Below are 13,079 nucleotides of genomic sequence, written 5' to 3' on the forward strand. Positions count from 1 at the left end.
ATGCCCGCAGCCGGTCCCCGCAGCCCAGGCACGGCGACGCGCACCCAGTTCAACGTCGGTCGCGCCCTGCCCTTCCTGGTCCTGTTCCTGACGGCCCTCGCCGATGTGCTCACCCCCGGCCAGGAGCGCTTCGACCGCCTCCTCGTCGCCGCGCCCGCGCTCGCCGCCGTCACCTGGAGCGTGCGCGGGACCCTCGGCATCGGACTGCTCACCATGGCGGTCCGCGTGCTGCTCGGCTTCAACCGGGGCGGGGACCCCCTGCCCGAACTCCTCGCCAGCGAGACGGTCCTCGCCGTCGTGACCGCCGCCGCGGCCTGGATCAGCCGGGTCCGCACCCGCTACGAGCGGGACCTGCGCGAACTCACCGCCGTCGCCGAGGTCGTCCAGCGGGTCGTGCTGCGCCCGCTGCCCCGCCGCCTCGGCCGGTTCGAACTGCACCTGCTGTACGTCGCGGCCGCCGCCAAGGCCCGGATCGGCGGCGACTTCTACGAGGCCGTCAAGGTCCCCGGAGCCGTGCGCGTCATGCTCGGCGACGTCCAGGGCAAGGGGCTCGGCGCCGTCGAGACCGCCTCCGTGCTGCTCGGCGCGTTCCGCGCCGCCGTCCACGAGGCCGGGGACCTGGCCGTCCTCGCCGACCGCCTCGACGAGGGCCTGGCCCGGTACGGCGCCTGGGACCCGGACTCCGATGCCGCCGAACGCTTCGCCACCGTCGTCCTCGTGGAACTCCCCGACGACCGGGACGTCGTACGGCTCCTCAGCTGCGGCCACCCGGCCCCGCTCCTCCAGCACGGGGGAGGGGTCGAACCGGTGCGCTTCACCGACCCCTCGCTCCCCGTCAACCTCGCGGGCCTCGCCGACGGCCGCCACCGGATCGAGGAGGCGCCCTTCGGCCCGGGGGACCGGCTGCTCCTCTACACCGACGGCGTCAGCGAGACCCGCGACCGGGCGGGCGCCTTCTACCCCCTGGAGGCGCGCCTGCGGAGCTGGGACCGGGAGCCCTCCGCGGGCCTCCTCGAACTCCTCCACCGCGACCTCACCGCCTACGGCGGCAAAGGCCCCGACGACGACGTGGCCGCCCTCCTGGTGGTCCGCCCGCCCGACGCCCCCTGACCGCGGGGGTCATGCCACAGGGGCGAGTCCCAGATGCTCCCGGAGCGTCGTCCCCGTGTACGCCGTCCGGTACACGCCCCGCTCCTGGAGCTCCGGCACGAGCAGCTCCACGATGTCGTCGAGACCGTCCGGCACCAGGTACGGCGAGACGTTGAAACCGTCCAGCGCCCCGTGCCGGACGAACCGCGCGAACTTCTCCGCGAGCCCGGCCGGAGTGCCCACGTGCCCGCGCTGCGGCCCCAGCTCGATCACCGTCTCGCGCAGCGACCAGCCGTTGGCGTCGGCCTTCGCCCGCCACTCGGCCACCACCGCCCGGGGGTCGTCCACCCAGCGCGTGCCGAACCTCCCCTCGTACGCGGCCACCACCGGGTCCTCGGCCGGCAGCGGCCCGTCGGCGTCCCGCCCGGACAGGTCGAAGCCCCACAGCCGGCTCGCGATGCCGAGCGCCACCGCGGGCGTGACCTGGTGGAGGCGCACCCAGCGGGCCTTCTCCTCCGCCTCCTTCTCGGTCGCCCCGATGACGATCTCCGTACCCGGCAGGATCCGCAGCGCGTCCTCGGCCCGGCCCGCCGCCCGCAGCCGCCGCCGGACGTCCTCGGCGAAGGCGAGCGCGTCGTCGAAGTCCGTGCCGTGCGCGGAGAAGACGACGTCCGCGTTGCGGGCCGCGAAGTCCCGCCCCTCCCCGGAGTCGCCCGCCTGGAAGATCACCGGATGCCCCTGGGCGCTGCGCGGCAGGGTCGGCGCCAGGTCGACGTCGAAGTGGGCCCCCTCCACCCGTACGCGCCCCACCGCCCCCGGCACCGACCAGGAACGGGCCTCGGCCGAGTCCGCCACCGCGCCCTGTGCCCAGCCGTTCCACACGGCCCGCGCGACGGACAGGAACTCCTCGGCGCGCCGGTACCGGTCGGCGTGGTCGAGGAACCCGCCGCGCCGGAAGTTCTCGCCGGTCCAGGCGTTGTGCGTGGTCACCACGTTCCAGCCGGCCCGGCCGCCGGAGAGCAGGTCGAGGCCGGCGAGCCGCCGGGCGAGGTCGCCCGGCTCGTTGAAGGTGGTGTTCGAGGTGGAGACGAGCCCGATCCGCTCGGTCGCGGCGGCGAGCGCCGACAGCTGGGTGATCGAGTCGGGCCGGCCCGCCACGTCCAGCTCGTGGACGCCGCCCTCCGACTCGCGCAGCCGCAGGCCGTCGCCGAGGAAGAAGGCGTCGAAGAGCCCGCGTTCGGCGGCCCTGGCCACCCGCAGGAAGGAGGCCGGATCGATCTGCGAGCCGCTGGACGGGTCCGACCAGATCGTCCAGTGGTTGACCCCCTGGAAGAACACCCCGAAGTGCAGTCGCGCGTCCGGGCGCGGGACGTCGTGCGGGTCGGTGCGGGTCATCGGGTCTCCTCCGGAGCGGGCGCGGCGGCGCCGGCGGTCGTGAAGCGGCTGAGGGGCCGGGGAAGGCCCAGGGAGGTGCGGAGGGTGGTGCCCGGCAGGGGCCGGGCCGCGAGCCGCCGCACGAACAGCTCGGGCAGGACGAGCCGGGAGAGCACGGCGAGGTCCTCGTCGAGGACGAGCGGACGCAGCCGCACCCCGTCGACGCGCCCGGCCAGGTCCGCGAGCAGTTCCACCAGACCGGCGGCCGGACCGGTGTACCGCAGCCGGTCGGGGCGGCCCTCCCACGGCGCGTACCGTTCCAGGTCCGCGATCCGCTCCCGCGCCGTCTCGCGCGGGGCGTCGAGGGCCACCTCGACCTCGGCGAAGGCGAGCGGCGCACCGGCCGCCGAGGCCGCCGCGCCCGCCCCGGCCGGGGTCGGGCCGCCGACGAGCGCCACGTCGGTGAGCTCCGCCGGGACGAGACCGGCGGGCGCCAGGACCACGGGCCGGCCCTGCGGCGGACGCGGCACGATCGACGGCCCCTTCACCGAGTACGTCTCGCCCTCGAAGTCGACGTAGTGCAGCCGCGACCGGTCCAGGTAGCGGCTGGTGGCCACCGACCGGATCACCGCGTCGTCCTCCCACGAGTCCCACAGGTCCCGTACGACCCGGAGCCCGTCGCGGGCCTCGCGGGCGATCGCGTCGGCGCCCCCGACCACCGGCCGCCCCCAGGCGCGCGCGGCGGCCGGGTCCTCCTCGGTCCCCACCACCCAGCCGGCCCGGCCGGCCGAGACGTGGTCGAGCGAGGCGATCTGCGAGGAGACGTGGAACGGCTCGGCGTAGGTGGTCGCGAGGACGGGGGCGATGCCGAGGACGCTGGTCGAAGCGGCCGCGAACGCGGCCCGCTCCACCGCGCCGATCCGGCCCACCGGGCCGGTGCCGTCGGCGGAACCGGGCGGCAGGATCGAGTCCTCCAGGGTGACCAGGGTGAATCCGGCGTTCTCGGCGGCGGCCGCGGTCCGGGCGAGCCGGCGCGGGCTCAGCAGCTCTCCGGGGGCGTGCGCGGCACGGCGCCACGCGGCGGGATGGGCACCGTCGCCGTCGATCTCGACGGCCAGGTGCAGGGCGGGGCGGGGCATGGGAGTCCTTCCGGGCGGCGGGGGACGCGCGGCGGCGCGGCAGCGGTGCGGGGCACGGCTGCGCGGGACCGGGCGACGGGACGTCACGGGAAGCGCGGACCCGGGCGCGGCGGGATCGCCGCGACGCCCCGCGCCGGACGGGCGACGGGACGGGCGGACCCGCCGGGCGGGGTCAGACGCGCGGAGAAGGACAGATGGCCGACGCGGTACGGCAGAGGTCGACGTGCCGGCGGCAGACGAGGCGGGCACCCGCCCGGACCGGGGCGTGCGGCGCCGTGGTCGCTGTGCGCACGTACGCCTCCCCCGGGTCCCTCGGCCCCGTCCGGACGCGGACGGAGACTCCTCACCATAGGCAGGCGGCCTTCCACGCTGTCAAGGTCGTCCCGCCGCATGGCTCCACCCGACCGGTCGGCACATCAGGACCGGTACGGGGGAAGGGAGTTGGGGGTGAGCCGGACGTCGGAGCCCATGGACGTACCCGTGGATGACGGGCAAGGCCCCTTCTCCGACCCGAGGTTGATCGAAAGTGAGCCCACGGGCGGACGCGCCGGACCGCTCCCGGCGCCTACCGTGCCCGCATGACTCGACTCACCAGGGCCGTCGCGGCCACCATTCTCACCTGTTCCCTCGCCCTGACGGCAGGAGTCGCCACCGCGGCCCCTCCCGGCACACCCGCCCCCGGCGCGAGCGCGACGGTCGCACAGCCGGTGCGGCCCGCCGCCCTCCCCGCGCCCACCGGGCCGCACGCCGTCGGCAGCACGGTCCTGCCGCTGGTCGACCGGTCCCGCACCGACCCCTGGGTGCCCACCGCCGACGGACGGGCCCTCATGGTCACGCTCCACTACCCGGCCGCCCGCTCCGGCGGTGGCCACCCCGCCCCGTACGCCACCCGGGAGGAGGCGCGACTGCTCGCCGAGCAGCTGGGACCCGGCGTCTCCGGCGACGTGCTCGCCCGGACACGCACCCATAGCAGGGCCGGCGTCCGGCCCGCGCCGGGCCGCCACCCCCTGGTGCTGCTCTCGCCGGGCTTCAGCGTCTCCCGCTGGACGCTCACCTCCCTCGCCGAGGACCTCGCCTCGCGCGGCTACGTCGTCGCCTCCGTCGACCACGCCTACGAGTCGTACGGGATCAGCCTCCCCGGCGGCCGCACCCTCACCTGCGTCGCCTGCACGGCCCTCGACGAGGGCGGGGTGCACGGGAGCGTGGTCACCACGACCCGCGCCGCCGACATGCGGTACGTCCTGGACCGGCTCGTCGGCCCCCGGTCCGTCTGGCGGCACGCCGACGTGATCGACGCGCGCCGGATCGGCATGGCGGGCCACTCCATCGGAGGGGCGAGCGCGGCCACCGCGATGGTCGCCGACCGGCGCATCGACGCCGGGATCAACATGGACGGCTCCTTCTGGGAGGACCTTCCGGCGGAGGGCCTGCGGGGCCGCCCGTTCATGATGCTCGGCACCCACGACGGGATGCACCTGCCCGGCGGGATCGACACCAGCTGGGACCGGACGTGGTCCGCGCTCGACGGCTGGAAGCGCTGGATCACGCTGGCCGGATCCGATCACTTCTCCTTCTCGGACGGCCCCGTGATCTCGCGTCACTTCGGCCTGCCCGAACCGCAGCTGCCCGCCGACCGGGCCGTCGCCCTCACCCGGACGTACGTCTCCGCCTTCTTCGACCGGCACCTGCGCGGACTTTCGCGCCCGGTCCTGGACGGCCCGACCGAGGCCGACCCGGAGGCACACTTCCAGAACCGGTGACCGCGGCCGGAACCCTCAGGGACGGTACGGAACGTTCTCCGCCGCCCAGTCGGCCAGGACCCGCGCGCACCCGGCGACCGATTCGCGCCAGGTGCGCGCGGCGCCCTCCCCGGCCTCGTCGCTGACGTGCTTCACGACGCGCAGCGGCACCCCGGCGACCGAGGCGACGTGCGCGAGGGCGTACCCCTCCATGTCGACCAGGGCCGCCTGCTCCGCGAGCCGGGCGCGGGCGGTCTCGTCCGAGATGAAGGTGTCGCCGGTGGCCAGGACCACGTCCCCGCCGTCCGGCAGCGTCAGCGGCGCCCCGTACGACTCGCCCGTCAGCATCGCGAGCAGCCGCCCGTCGAAGTCGTGCTGCACCACGGTGCCCACGACGTGCGTCCCGGTCAGGCCCGGCCGCAGCGCCCCGGCCGTCCCCAGGTTCACGATCCCGGACGGACGGGGGCCCCGGCCGAGCACGGTCGCCAGCGCGGTCGCGGCGTTCACCTTGCCCATGCCGGTGAGCAGCACCGGCAGCCCCGTGTCGAGGAACTGCGCCTCTTCCTTGACGGCGAGCACCAGCAGGGGGCGGTCGCCCGTGATCTCTCCCAAGAGTTCCATGGGTGCCACGCTAGTTCGACGGCCCGCCCGCCGTACAACCGGGAGGGCCCACCACCGGAAGGCCCGGAACCGCCGGCGGAGGAGCACCGCCCGGCGGAGGCGTCCCCACCCCTCTCCGCCATGACACAGAGTCACTTCGGTCCCACGCGCCGCCGTCACGCACGGTCGCGAGGGTCCTTCCGGCGGCCCGCTCCGCGTGTCGGCGGGATTCTTTCCGCAGGACGCTTGTGCGCGGCCCCGGCGCCCGGCACGCTCCTCGTATGAACACGGCCAGGCATGCCAGTGAACGTCTGATGAGCTGGCCCTCGCTGACCCCCGGCCGTGCCCACTGCGGCGCCGAGGTCGGACTGGGCACCGCGACGCAGGAGATCGTGCACTTCCACGGCGAGCACGAGGCCGACGTCCACCTCACCCGCGCCATGATCGCCAAACTGCGCCCGGCCCTCCTCGGATCGAGCGCCGTCCGCCTGCGCGCCGGGTCCGGGTGGGTGACGGTCCGTCTGGACATGGGCTCCGACATCGACCTGCTCGCCACCCTGGTGAGCGCGGCCCTCCAGGCCAGCGGCGCCCCCGACGCCGTCCCGGACGGCTGCACCCGCACCCGCCCGGTCCCCGGCGTCCGCTGAACCCGGCCCGTCCCCGCGCGTCGCGCGGTACTACGCAGGGACCGGGAACAGCATGCACGTGCTGGTCGCGTGACCGAGCAGCCGGTCCTGCGCGTCGTACAGACCCGCCTCCGCGAGCGACGTACGGCGTCCCCGGGTCAGCACCGTGCCGACCGCCCTGACCTTGCCGGTGGCGACCGTGATCGGGCGGAGGAAGCGGGTCGACAGGTCGAGCGAGGTGTACGCCGTGCCCCGGGGGAGCGTGGAGTGCACCGCGCACCCGGCCGCCGAGTCGAGCAGCGTCGCGTACACGCCGCCGTGCACGCTCCCGATCGGGTTGTAGTGCTCCTCGGCCGGCTCGAAGGAGAACACCACCCGGCCGTCCTCGACCTCTTCGAGGGCGAAGCCGAGGAGCGCGGCGATCGGCGGCCCGGGCAGCCGCCCGGCGGCGATCTCCCGCAGGAAGTCCAGCCCCGCCGTCGTCCCCGCGGCCCGCGCGGAAGCCGCCGGGTCCTCCCACTCGACCGTACGCGTCCGTGCCACGACCACTCTCCGCCCGACTCGACCAGCTGACTCTGCACGGCGAAGCTAGCCTCCCCGAAAGCTGACTGTCAACGACGCAGTCAGGTGGCTAGAGTGTGACGATGAAGTGGCTGGAGACGGACACGGAGAACTGCTCGGTCCGGCGCACCCTGGACCTGGTCGGCGAGAAGTGGACCCTGCTGATCCTGCGGGACGCGTTCAACGGCGTACGCCGGTACGACGAGTTCCGCCGGCACCTCGGGCTCTCCGAGGCCGTCCTCGCCGACCGCCTCCGCAAGCTGGTCGCGGCGGAGATCCTGCGCGCCGAGCCCTACCGCGAACCCGGCGCCCGGACCCGGTACGAGTACCGGCTCACCCCCAGGGGCATCGACCTCTGGCCCGTGCTCCTCGCGCTCAAGCAGTGGGGCGACACCCACGCGGAGGTCCCCGAGGGGCCCGTCCTCGACATCCGCCACACCGGCTGCGGAGCCCCCGTCCGCGTGGTCGTCCAGTGCGAGGGCGAGGAGCGGGCCGCCCTCTCCGTCCGCGACGTCACCGTCCGCCCCGGCCCCGGCGCCCGCCCGCTCCCCGCCTGAGCCCCGGCCCCGGGGCCGCCCCCCGAGCGCCGCCCCCACCCGTTCGGCGGCACCCCGCGATGCCGCGTCGCCGGGCCGGGTACCTCACGAGGCATGCCCTCCACACCCGGTCCGCCGCACGACGGTGCCCCCACCGAACACGGCCACTGGTTCCGACGGGTCCACGACCGCGTCGCCGCCTCCCCCGTCGGCCTCGCGTGGAACCGCGGCCGCGCCATGGAACTCATGCACCGCGCCATGGGCTTCGCCGCGCTCAGCCTGCTCACCCTCGTCCCCCTCCTCATCGTCGTCGCGGCGGCCGACCTCGCCCGGGGACAGGGCTTCGCCCGCTGGCTCGTCCAGGGCCTCGGCGTCACCGAGGTCTCCCAGGAGGAGGTCGAACGGCTCTTCGGGCAGCCGGGACAGGCCCTCCAGCGCACCACCGCCTTCGGTCTCGCCGCCCTCGCCGCCTTCGGCGTGACCTTCGGATCCGCCGTACAGACCGGGTACGAGCGGGTCTGGGACCTCCCCACGGCCCGCTGGCACACCATGTGGCGGCACGTCGTCTGGCTCGCGGTCCTCATCGCGGCCCTCCTCGTCTTCGTCGCCTTCCCCGCCCCCGAGAACGCCCCCGCCCTCGCCACCGCCGCCGTCGCCCTCGGCGACACCCTCGGCACCTTCCTCTTCTTCTGGTGGTCCCAGCGCTTCCTGCTCTGCGGACGCATCCGCTGGCGCGCCCTCCTCCCCGGCGCCGTCCTCACCGCGCTCGGCCTCCTCGGGCTGCGGATCTTCTCCCAGCTGGTCTTCTCCCCCCTCATCGCCTCGAACGCGGTGACGTACGGCCAGTTCGGCACCGTCCTCGTCCTCCAGTCCTGGCTCGTCGGCGTCGGCTTCGTCGTCTACGGAGGCGCCCTCGTCGGCCGGCTCGTCCACGAGCACCTGGTCCGGCGCCGTCTGCGCCGCCTCCCGCACCGGCCCGGAGGACCCGCGGACAGGGCGTGATCACACGATCCGGTGATCCACCGGTGAACGGCCGGGCCGCGCCCCCACGGCCACTTGGATGGAGGCGATCCCACCGGCCCGTCGAGAGAGAGCCGCCCATGACGAACACCTGGCTGCCGCCCGTCGAGTACGTGGCGACCCTCCCGAGAGCGACCGCCTACGCCTGCCTCCACTTCACCGACACCAGGGGCCGCCCCCTCCAACTGCGCACCGTCCACTACTCCGGGATGTGGCAGTGGCCCGGCGGCAACATGGACCCGGGGGAGACGCCCTGGGAGACGGCGGTGCGCGAGTGCCGCGAGGAGACCGGGATCGTCTTCACCGGGGAGCCCCGGCTGCTCGGCACCCACTTCACGACCGACCGGGGCGACGACTGGCCCGCCAACCGCATCGGCTTCTTCTTCGACGGCGGCGAGCTGACGGACGAGCAGATCGCCGCCGTCGTCCTCGATCCCGAGGAGCACAGCGCGTACGCCCTGCGCACCCTGGAGGAGTGGGAGCGGAAGATGGACCCGGCCGAGTTCGCCCGCCTCGCCGCGATCGACCGCGCCCGCCGGACCGGCGCGCCCGTGTACCTGGAGGCCGGCCCCGGCGAGCGCTGACCGCGCGCCGGCGGGACCGGCCCGGACGGACGGCCCCGCCGACGGCCCCCTCAGGGCCGGCAGCCCGCCGGGTGGGCCGTGTCGACCACGAACCGCTCCGGGGAGCGCAGCCGGAAGGTCTTGTGGACGGGCTCGGCGTCGAAGGCGGCCCCGACCGTCACCACGCCCTCGAAGTCGCCGGTCGGGGCGACCCCCCTGAGCGCGGGCAGCGGGACCGCGGCCGTCCGGGGCCCCCGGTACACGGACCTGCCGGCACCGTCGTGGGCGGCGGCGGGGGAGAGCCTGATCTCCAGGAAGTACTTCCCCGCCAACGGGACCCTCCGACCCGATCCGTCCTGGTACAGCGCGGGGACCCGGCGCACGGTGACCGCGGGCACGGCGCCCCGTACGTCGACCACGAGCCGGTCGAAGCCCGGATGGCCGCTCCAGCGGACGCCGACGACCAGGGCCGTGGCCGGGACGGACCCGCTCCGGGACGGAGCGCCGGCCGCGCCCACCGGGACCGTGGCGCCGATTCCGGCGGTCAGCAGGACTCCCGCGGCGCCGACGGCGCCGGCGGCGAACAGATGACGGTGGCGCATGACGTCCCCCGTTTCCTCGTGCTCGGGGACGGTGGTGTCACCGGGGAAGACACCGACCACGACCGTACGGTTCCACCCGATATGGGGTAGAAGTGCGCTATGTGCTGGAGTGCGACGGCCGACCTCTGGGCGGGCCTCGGGATCGGCGCCGTGGGCGTGGCCTCCCTCGCCTCCGTGCACCGCCCCGGGGACGCGCCGCTCGCCGCCCTGCCCCTGCTCCTGGGCGCCCACCAGGTCGTGGAGGCCGCCGTCTGGCACGCCGGCGGCGGAGCCGGACCCGCCACCCTCGCCTGGGCCGTCATCGCGCTTCCCCTGCTGCCCCTCTGGCTCCCCGTCGGCGTCCTGACCGCCGCCCGCCCCGCCGACCGGCCGCGCCTGCTCGTCCCGCTCGCCGCCGGCCTCGCGACCGCCGGCGTCCTCGCGTACCGGCTCGCCACCCGCCCCGTCACCGCCGAGGTCCGCGGCCGCACCCTCGGCTACGTCGTCGACCTGCCGTACGCGCCGCTGCTCCTCGCCGCGTACCTCCTCGCCACCGTCGGCGCCCTGCTCCTCGCCCGCGACCGGCTCCTGCGGCTCCTCGGCCTCCTGACCGGGGCCGGGGCCGTCGTCTGCGCCCTCCTGTGGACCACCGAGTTCGTCTCCACCTGGTGCGCCCTCGCCGCCGTCGCCTCGCTGCTGCTGCTCGTCTGGGTGCGGGGCAGGACCGGACCCGATCCGCGTCCGATCGGGGAGAGCCCGTAACCCCCCCGGCCGTTCAGCAGTTGACCAGGGCATGAAGAAGCGCAGCATGCTCGCCATCGCCTCCCTCGCCGCAGGTGTCGTCACCGCCCTCGTCACGCCCCCGCCGCAGGCGAACGCCGTCGTCGGTGACAACCCCATCGGCACCCCCCTCGGCCTCCTCCAGGAGGACCAGGGCGCCGAGGCCGTCCTCCAGGACACCGTCCAGGACGCCGGAGGCGCCCTCCAGTCCCCGGAGACCGGCGGACTGCTCTGACTCCGTTCCCCCACCGCGTCCGACGACGCGAACGGCGCCCCGCGCCCTCACGGGCGGCGGGGCGCCGGCGTGCCGTGACACGGCCGGAGGCAGCCCGTGCGCACCCGGTGCGCGAGTAATGACAGGATGTCCCCATGAGCGACAACGTCTACTTCGACATCACCATCAACGACGAGCCCGCGGGCCGCATCGTCTTCAAGCTGTTCGACGACGTCGTGCCGAAGACCGCGCAGAACTTCCGCGAGCTCGCCACCGGCGTGCACGGCTTCGGTTACGCCGGTTCCCCGTTCCACCGCGTCATCCCGCAGTTCATGCTCCAGGGCGGCGACTTCACCGAGGGCAACGGCACCGGTGGCAAGAGCATCTACGGCGAGAAGTTCGCCGACGAGAACTTCAAGCTGAAGCACGACCGCCCGTTCCTGCTGTCGATGGCCAACGCCGGCCGGAACACCAACGGCTCGCAGTTCTTCATCACCACGGTCGTCACCGACTGGCTCGACGGCAAGCACGTCGTCTTCGGCGAGGTCGTCGAGGGCCAGGACCTGGTCAAGAAGATCGAGTCCTACGGCTCCTCCCCGACCGGCGCCACCAGCGCCTCCATCAAGGTCGCCGAGTCCGGCATCGTGAAGGCCTGATCGCCTTCCGGAACCGAGCGGAGGGCTCCGCGCCCCCGCTCGCAGCCCCGGCCGGGGCGGGAGCGCGGTCCGACGGACCCGCGTCCCCGCCCCGCCGCGCGCCCGTCCCCGGCCCGCCCCGGGTTCAGGCGAACGCGTCCGCGTGACGCTCCGCCCACGCCGAGAACGGCCGCGGCGCGCGCCCGAGGACCCGCTCCACGTCCGGGCTCACCCGCCGCTCCTCCTCGCGGGGATCGCCCATCACCGACAGCATCCCGTCGACGGCCTCCTCCGGCAGGAACCGCACCAGCCGCTCCCGGGCCTCGTCCGCGCCCAGCGCCGCGAATCCCACCGGGACGCCCATCGCCTCCGCGAGGGCCCGCACCTGCTCGCGCGGCGTCACCGCGGCCGGGCCCGTGAGGACGTACGTGCGCCCCGCGTGCGCCGGACCGCGCAGCGCGGTGGCCGCGACCTCCGCGATGTCCGCCGGATCCACGACGGGCAGGGCCACATCGGCGAAGGGGGCCGCCACCGTACGGGTCGCCCGCACCTGCCCGGCCCAGAAGAAGGCGTTGGAGGCGAAGCCGCCCGGACGCAGCACCGTCCACTCCGGGACTGACTCCCGCACCGCCGCCTCGAACGCGCGCAGCGGCCCGTGCGACACCGACCCGGGCCGCGTTCCCGCCAGTTGTGAGGACTGGAGCACGATCCGCCGCACCCCGCGGGCCACCGCCGCCGCCACGATCTCGCGCGGACGCAGCTCGTCCCCGAGGCCCGGGACGAGCAGGTACACCGCCTCCGCCCCCTCGAACAGCCCCTTGAGGCCGTCGGCGTCGGCCAGGTCGCCCCGCCGGTGCGCCACCCCGGCGGGCAGCTCCCCGGCGTCACGGCGGCTCACCGCCGTGACCTCCTCGCCGGCCGCGGCCAGCGCCTCCACCAGCGGTCGCCCGACGTTCCCGGTCGCTCCGGTCACCACGATCACGACTCTTCCCCCTCCAGGGAGTCCGCGGCGGAGCGCGAGTGCCCCGCCGTCCTCGTGACCCCATCCTGGAAGCCGAAGTGGTCGTCTCCCGGCCAGTTCGGCAAGCCGGTTCCACCAGCCGGTCGCAGCCGGGGAAGAACCCCGGGGGGAGGGCTCAGCCCTCGGAGGAGCCCTGCTCGCCGAAACGGCGCTCGAACCGGGCGATCCGACCCTCGGTGTCCACGGTCCGCGCCTTGCCCGTGTAGAACGGGTGGCTCTCCGAGGAGATCTCGACGTCGATCACGGGGTACGTGTTGCCGTCGTCCCACTCGATGGTCCGGTCGCTGGTCGCGGTGGAACGGGTCAGAAACGCGTACCCGGCCGAGCGGTCGCGGAAGACCACGGGGCCGTACTCGGGCTGCTTGTCCTGCTGCACGTGTCCTCCTCGGGCTGCCGCCCTGACTCGCCGGCCCGATCGGCACGGCACCCCCAGCCTCCCCGGGGGCGCGGCCGCCGACCAGTGCCACGGGCCCGACCGGGTGACGGGCCCGCGCCCCCGCCCCCGACGCGGACGCCGACCGGCGCCGACGGGCCACGCGCACGCGTACCGCCCCGTACCCCTCCCGCGTACGGTCCCGCGGTCGTCCGGCCGGCGCGGAAC

At 75.2% G+C, this 13,079-nt stretch carries 17 protein-coding genes; 9 read left to right on the top strand and 8 right to left on the bottom strand.

The window, feature by feature from the left end:
• Positions 1-1,110, top strand: coding sequence for a PP2C family protein-serine/threonine phosphatase (locus tag OO47_RS04130; RefSeq protein ID WP_030212459.1), 1,110 nt, complete (start codon positions 1-3; stop codon positions 1,108-1,110).
• A gap of 9 nt (positions 1,111-1,119) precedes the next feature.
• Here the strand turns inward: OO47_RS04130 and OO47_RS04135 are convergent, their stop codons facing one another.
• From OO47_RS04135 to OO47_RS38555, 3 genes are all read right to left on the bottom strand, one after another.
• The gene (locus OO47_RS04135; RefSeq protein WP_030212463.1) at positions 1,120-2,484 is read right to left on the bottom strand and encodes an NtaA/DmoA family FMN-dependent monooxygenase; all 1,365 of its coding nucleotides are present in this window, start codon (positions 2,482-2,484) and stop codon (positions 1,120-1,122) included.
• The gene (locus OO47_RS04140; RefSeq protein ID WP_030212465.1) at positions 2,481-3,602 is read right to left on the bottom strand and encodes an LLM class flavin-dependent oxidoreductase; all 1,122 of its coding nucleotides are present in this window, start codon (positions 3,600-3,602) and stop codon (positions 2,481-2,483) included. Before OO47_RS04140 ends, OO47_RS04135 begins: the two co-directional genes overlap by 4 nt.
• Positions 3,603-3,774: 172 nt before the next feature.
• The gene (locus OO47_RS38555; protein WP_324606505.1) at positions 3,775-3,894 is read right to left on the bottom strand and encodes a putative leader peptide; all 120 of its coding nucleotides are present in this window, start codon (positions 3,892-3,894) and stop codon (positions 3,775-3,777) included.
• A gap of 286 nt (positions 3,895-4,180) precedes the next feature.
• Here OO47_RS38555 and OO47_RS04145 point away from each other — a divergent pair, with 286 nt between their 5' ends.
• Positions 4,181-5,362 carry an alpha/beta hydrolase family protein gene (locus OO47_RS04145; protein ID WP_030212467.1) on the top strand — a complete coding sequence of 394 codons (1,182 nt, stop codon included), beginning with the start codon at positions 4,181-4,183 and terminating at the stop codon, positions 5,360-5,362.
• A 15-nt stretch (positions 5,363-5,377) separates the two neighbouring features.
• Here OO47_RS04145 and OO47_RS04150 read toward each other — a convergent pair whose 3' ends face one another.
• On the bottom strand, positions 5,378-5,962 hold the full coding sequence (locus tag OO47_RS04150) for a nucleosidase (protein ID WP_030212470.1): 585 nt from the start codon (positions 5,960-5,962) through the stop codon (positions 5,378-5,380).
• A gap of 260 nt (positions 5,963-6,222) precedes the next feature.
• Here OO47_RS04150 and OO47_RS04155 point away from each other — a divergent pair, with 260 nt between their 5' ends.
• Positions 6,223-6,588: a luciferase domain-containing protein gene (locus OO47_RS04155; protein WP_234323072.1), complete on the top strand. Its 366-nt coding sequence runs from the start codon at positions 6,223-6,225 to the stop codon at positions 6,586-6,588.
• Positions 6,589-6,618: 30 nt separating this feature from the next.
• Here the strand turns inward: OO47_RS04155 and OO47_RS04160 are convergent, their stop codons facing one another.
• Complete coding sequence (locus OO47_RS04160) at positions 6,619-7,110, bottom strand: PaaI family thioesterase (RefSeq protein WP_030212476.1); 492 nt, start codon at positions 7,108-7,110, stop codon at positions 6,619-6,621.
• 101 nt (positions 7,111-7,211) lie between these two features.
• Here OO47_RS04160 and OO47_RS04165 point away from each other — a divergent pair, with 101 nt between their 5' ends.
• From OO47_RS04165 to OO47_RS04175, 3 genes are all read left to right on the top strand, one after another.
• A complete protein-coding gene (locus tag OO47_RS04165) occupies positions 7,212-7,685 on the top strand; it encodes a winged helix-turn-helix transcriptional regulator (protein ID WP_030212479.1) in 474 nt (157 codons plus the stop codon).
• 93 nt (positions 7,686-7,778) lie between these two features.
• Positions 7,779-8,666, top strand: coding sequence for a YhjD/YihY/BrkB family envelope integrity protein (locus tag OO47_RS04170; protein WP_030212481.1), 888 nt, complete (start codon positions 7,779-7,781; stop codon positions 8,664-8,666).
• A 98-nt stretch (positions 8,667-8,764) separates the two neighbouring features.
• Positions 8,765-9,268 (top strand): NUDIX domain-containing protein, encoded by a 504-nt coding sequence (locus OO47_RS04175; RefSeq protein WP_030212483.1) that lies wholly within the window; start codon positions 8,765-8,767, stop codon positions 9,266-9,268.
• 50 nt (positions 9,269-9,318) lie between these two features.
• On the opposite strand, the gene OO47_RS04180 is transcribed toward OO47_RS04175, so the two are convergent.
• A complete protein-coding gene (locus tag OO47_RS04180; RefSeq protein ID WP_030212485.1) occupies positions 9,319-9,849 on the bottom strand; it encodes an AMIN-like domain-containing (lipo)protein in 531 nt (176 codons plus the stop codon).
• A gap of 99 nt (positions 9,850-9,948) precedes the next feature.
• On the opposite strand from OO47_RS04180, the gene OO47_RS04185 reads away from it, so the two are divergent.
• The 3 genes from OO47_RS04185 to OO47_RS04195 all read left to right on the top strand — a co-directional run bounded on the left by OO47_RS04185 (position 9,949) and on the right by OO47_RS04195 (position 11,478).
• The gene (locus OO47_RS04185) at positions 9,949-10,590 is read left to right on the top strand and encodes a DUF6629 family protein (RefSeq protein ID WP_030212487.1); all 642 of its coding nucleotides are present in this window, start codon (positions 9,949-9,951) and stop codon (positions 10,588-10,590) included.
• A gap of 31 nt (positions 10,591-10,621) precedes the next feature.
• The gene (locus tag OO47_RS04190; RefSeq protein ID WP_199812267.1) at positions 10,622-10,843 is read left to right on the top strand and encodes a hypothetical protein; all 222 of its coding nucleotides are present in this window, start codon (positions 10,622-10,624) and stop codon (positions 10,841-10,843) included.
• A gap of 134 nt (positions 10,844-10,977) precedes the next feature.
• A complete protein-coding gene (locus OO47_RS04195) occupies positions 10,978-11,478 on the top strand; it encodes a peptidylprolyl isomerase (protein WP_030212493.1) in 501 nt (166 codons plus the stop codon).
• A gap of 124 nt (positions 11,479-11,602) precedes the next feature.
• Here the strand turns inward: OO47_RS04195 and OO47_RS04200 are convergent, their stop codons facing one another.
• Together OO47_RS04200 and OO47_RS04205 are read right to left on the bottom strand one after the other, a co-directional pair.
• Positions 11,603-12,439 (bottom strand): SDR family oxidoreductase, encoded by an 837-nt coding sequence (locus tag OO47_RS04200; RefSeq protein WP_030212496.1) that lies wholly within the window; start codon positions 12,437-12,439, stop codon positions 11,603-11,605.
• 154 nt (positions 12,440-12,593) lie between these two features.
• Positions 12,594-12,854, bottom strand: a complete 261-nt coding sequence (locus OO47_RS04205) for a type B 50S ribosomal protein L31 (protein ID WP_030212502.1) — start codon at positions 12,852-12,854, stop codon at positions 12,594-12,596.
• Positions 12,855-13,079: the final 225 nt, after the last annotated feature.

Source organism: Streptomyces bikiniensis, from assembly GCF_000716625.1.
Taxonomy (GTDB): domain Bacteria; phylum Actinomycetota; class Actinomycetes; order Streptomycetales; family Streptomycetaceae; genus Streptomyces; species Streptomyces bikiniensis.

What these genes read in the sequence shown, in the direction of transcription:
- OO47_RS04150 (WP_030212470.1), bottom strand. Translation starts at nt 5,962, where the DNA reads ATGGAACTCTTGGGAGAGATCACGGGCGACCGCCCCCTGCTGGTGCTC.
- OO47_RS04180 (WP_030212485.1), bottom strand. Translation starts at nt 9,849, where the DNA reads ATGCGCCACCGTCATCTGTTCGCCGCCGGCGCCGTCGGCGCCGCGGGA.
- OO47_RS04140 (WP_030212465.1), bottom strand. Translation starts at nt 3,602, where the DNA reads ATGCCCCGCCCCGCCCTGCACCTGGCCGTCGAGATCGACGGCGACGGT.
- OO47_RS04135 (WP_030212463.1), bottom strand. Translation starts at nt 2,484, where the DNA reads ATGACCCGCACCGACCCGCACGACGTCCCGCGCCCGGACGCGCGACTG.
- OO47_RS04190 (WP_199812267.1), top strand. Translation starts at nt 10,622, where the DNA reads ATGAAGAAGCGCAGCATGCTCGCCATCGCCTCCCTCGCCGCAGGTGTC.
- OO47_RS04170 (WP_030212481.1), top strand. Translation starts at nt 7,779, where the DNA reads ATGCCCTCCACACCCGGTCCGCCGCACGACGGTGCCCCCACCGAACAC.
- OO47_RS04130 (WP_030212459.1), top strand. Translation starts at nt 1, where the DNA reads ATGCCCGCAGCCGGTCCCCGCAGCCCAGGCACGGCGACGCGCACCCAG.
- OO47_RS04175 (WP_030212483.1), top strand. Translation starts at nt 8,765, where the DNA reads ATGACGAACACCTGGCTGCCGCCCGTCGAGTACGTGGCGACCCTCCCG.
- OO47_RS04195 (WP_030212493.1), top strand. Translation starts at nt 10,978, where the DNA reads ATGAGCGACAACGTCTACTTCGACATCACCATCAACGACGAGCCCGCG.
- OO47_RS04165 (WP_030212479.1), top strand. Translation starts at nt 7,212, where the DNA reads ATGAAGTGGCTGGAGACGGACACGGAGAACTGCTCGGTCCGGCGCACC.
- OO47_RS04185 (WP_030212487.1), top strand. Translation starts at nt 9,949, where the DNA reads ATGTGCTGGAGTGCGACGGCCGACCTCTGGGCGGGCCTCGGGATCGGC.
- OO47_RS04155 (WP_234323072.1), top strand. Translation starts at nt 6,223, where the DNA reads ATGAACACGGCCAGGCATGCCAGTGAACGTCTGATGAGCTGGCCCTCG.
- OO47_RS04145 (WP_030212467.1), top strand. Translation starts at nt 4,181, where the DNA reads ATGACTCGACTCACCAGGGCCGTCGCGGCCACCATTCTCACCTGTTCC.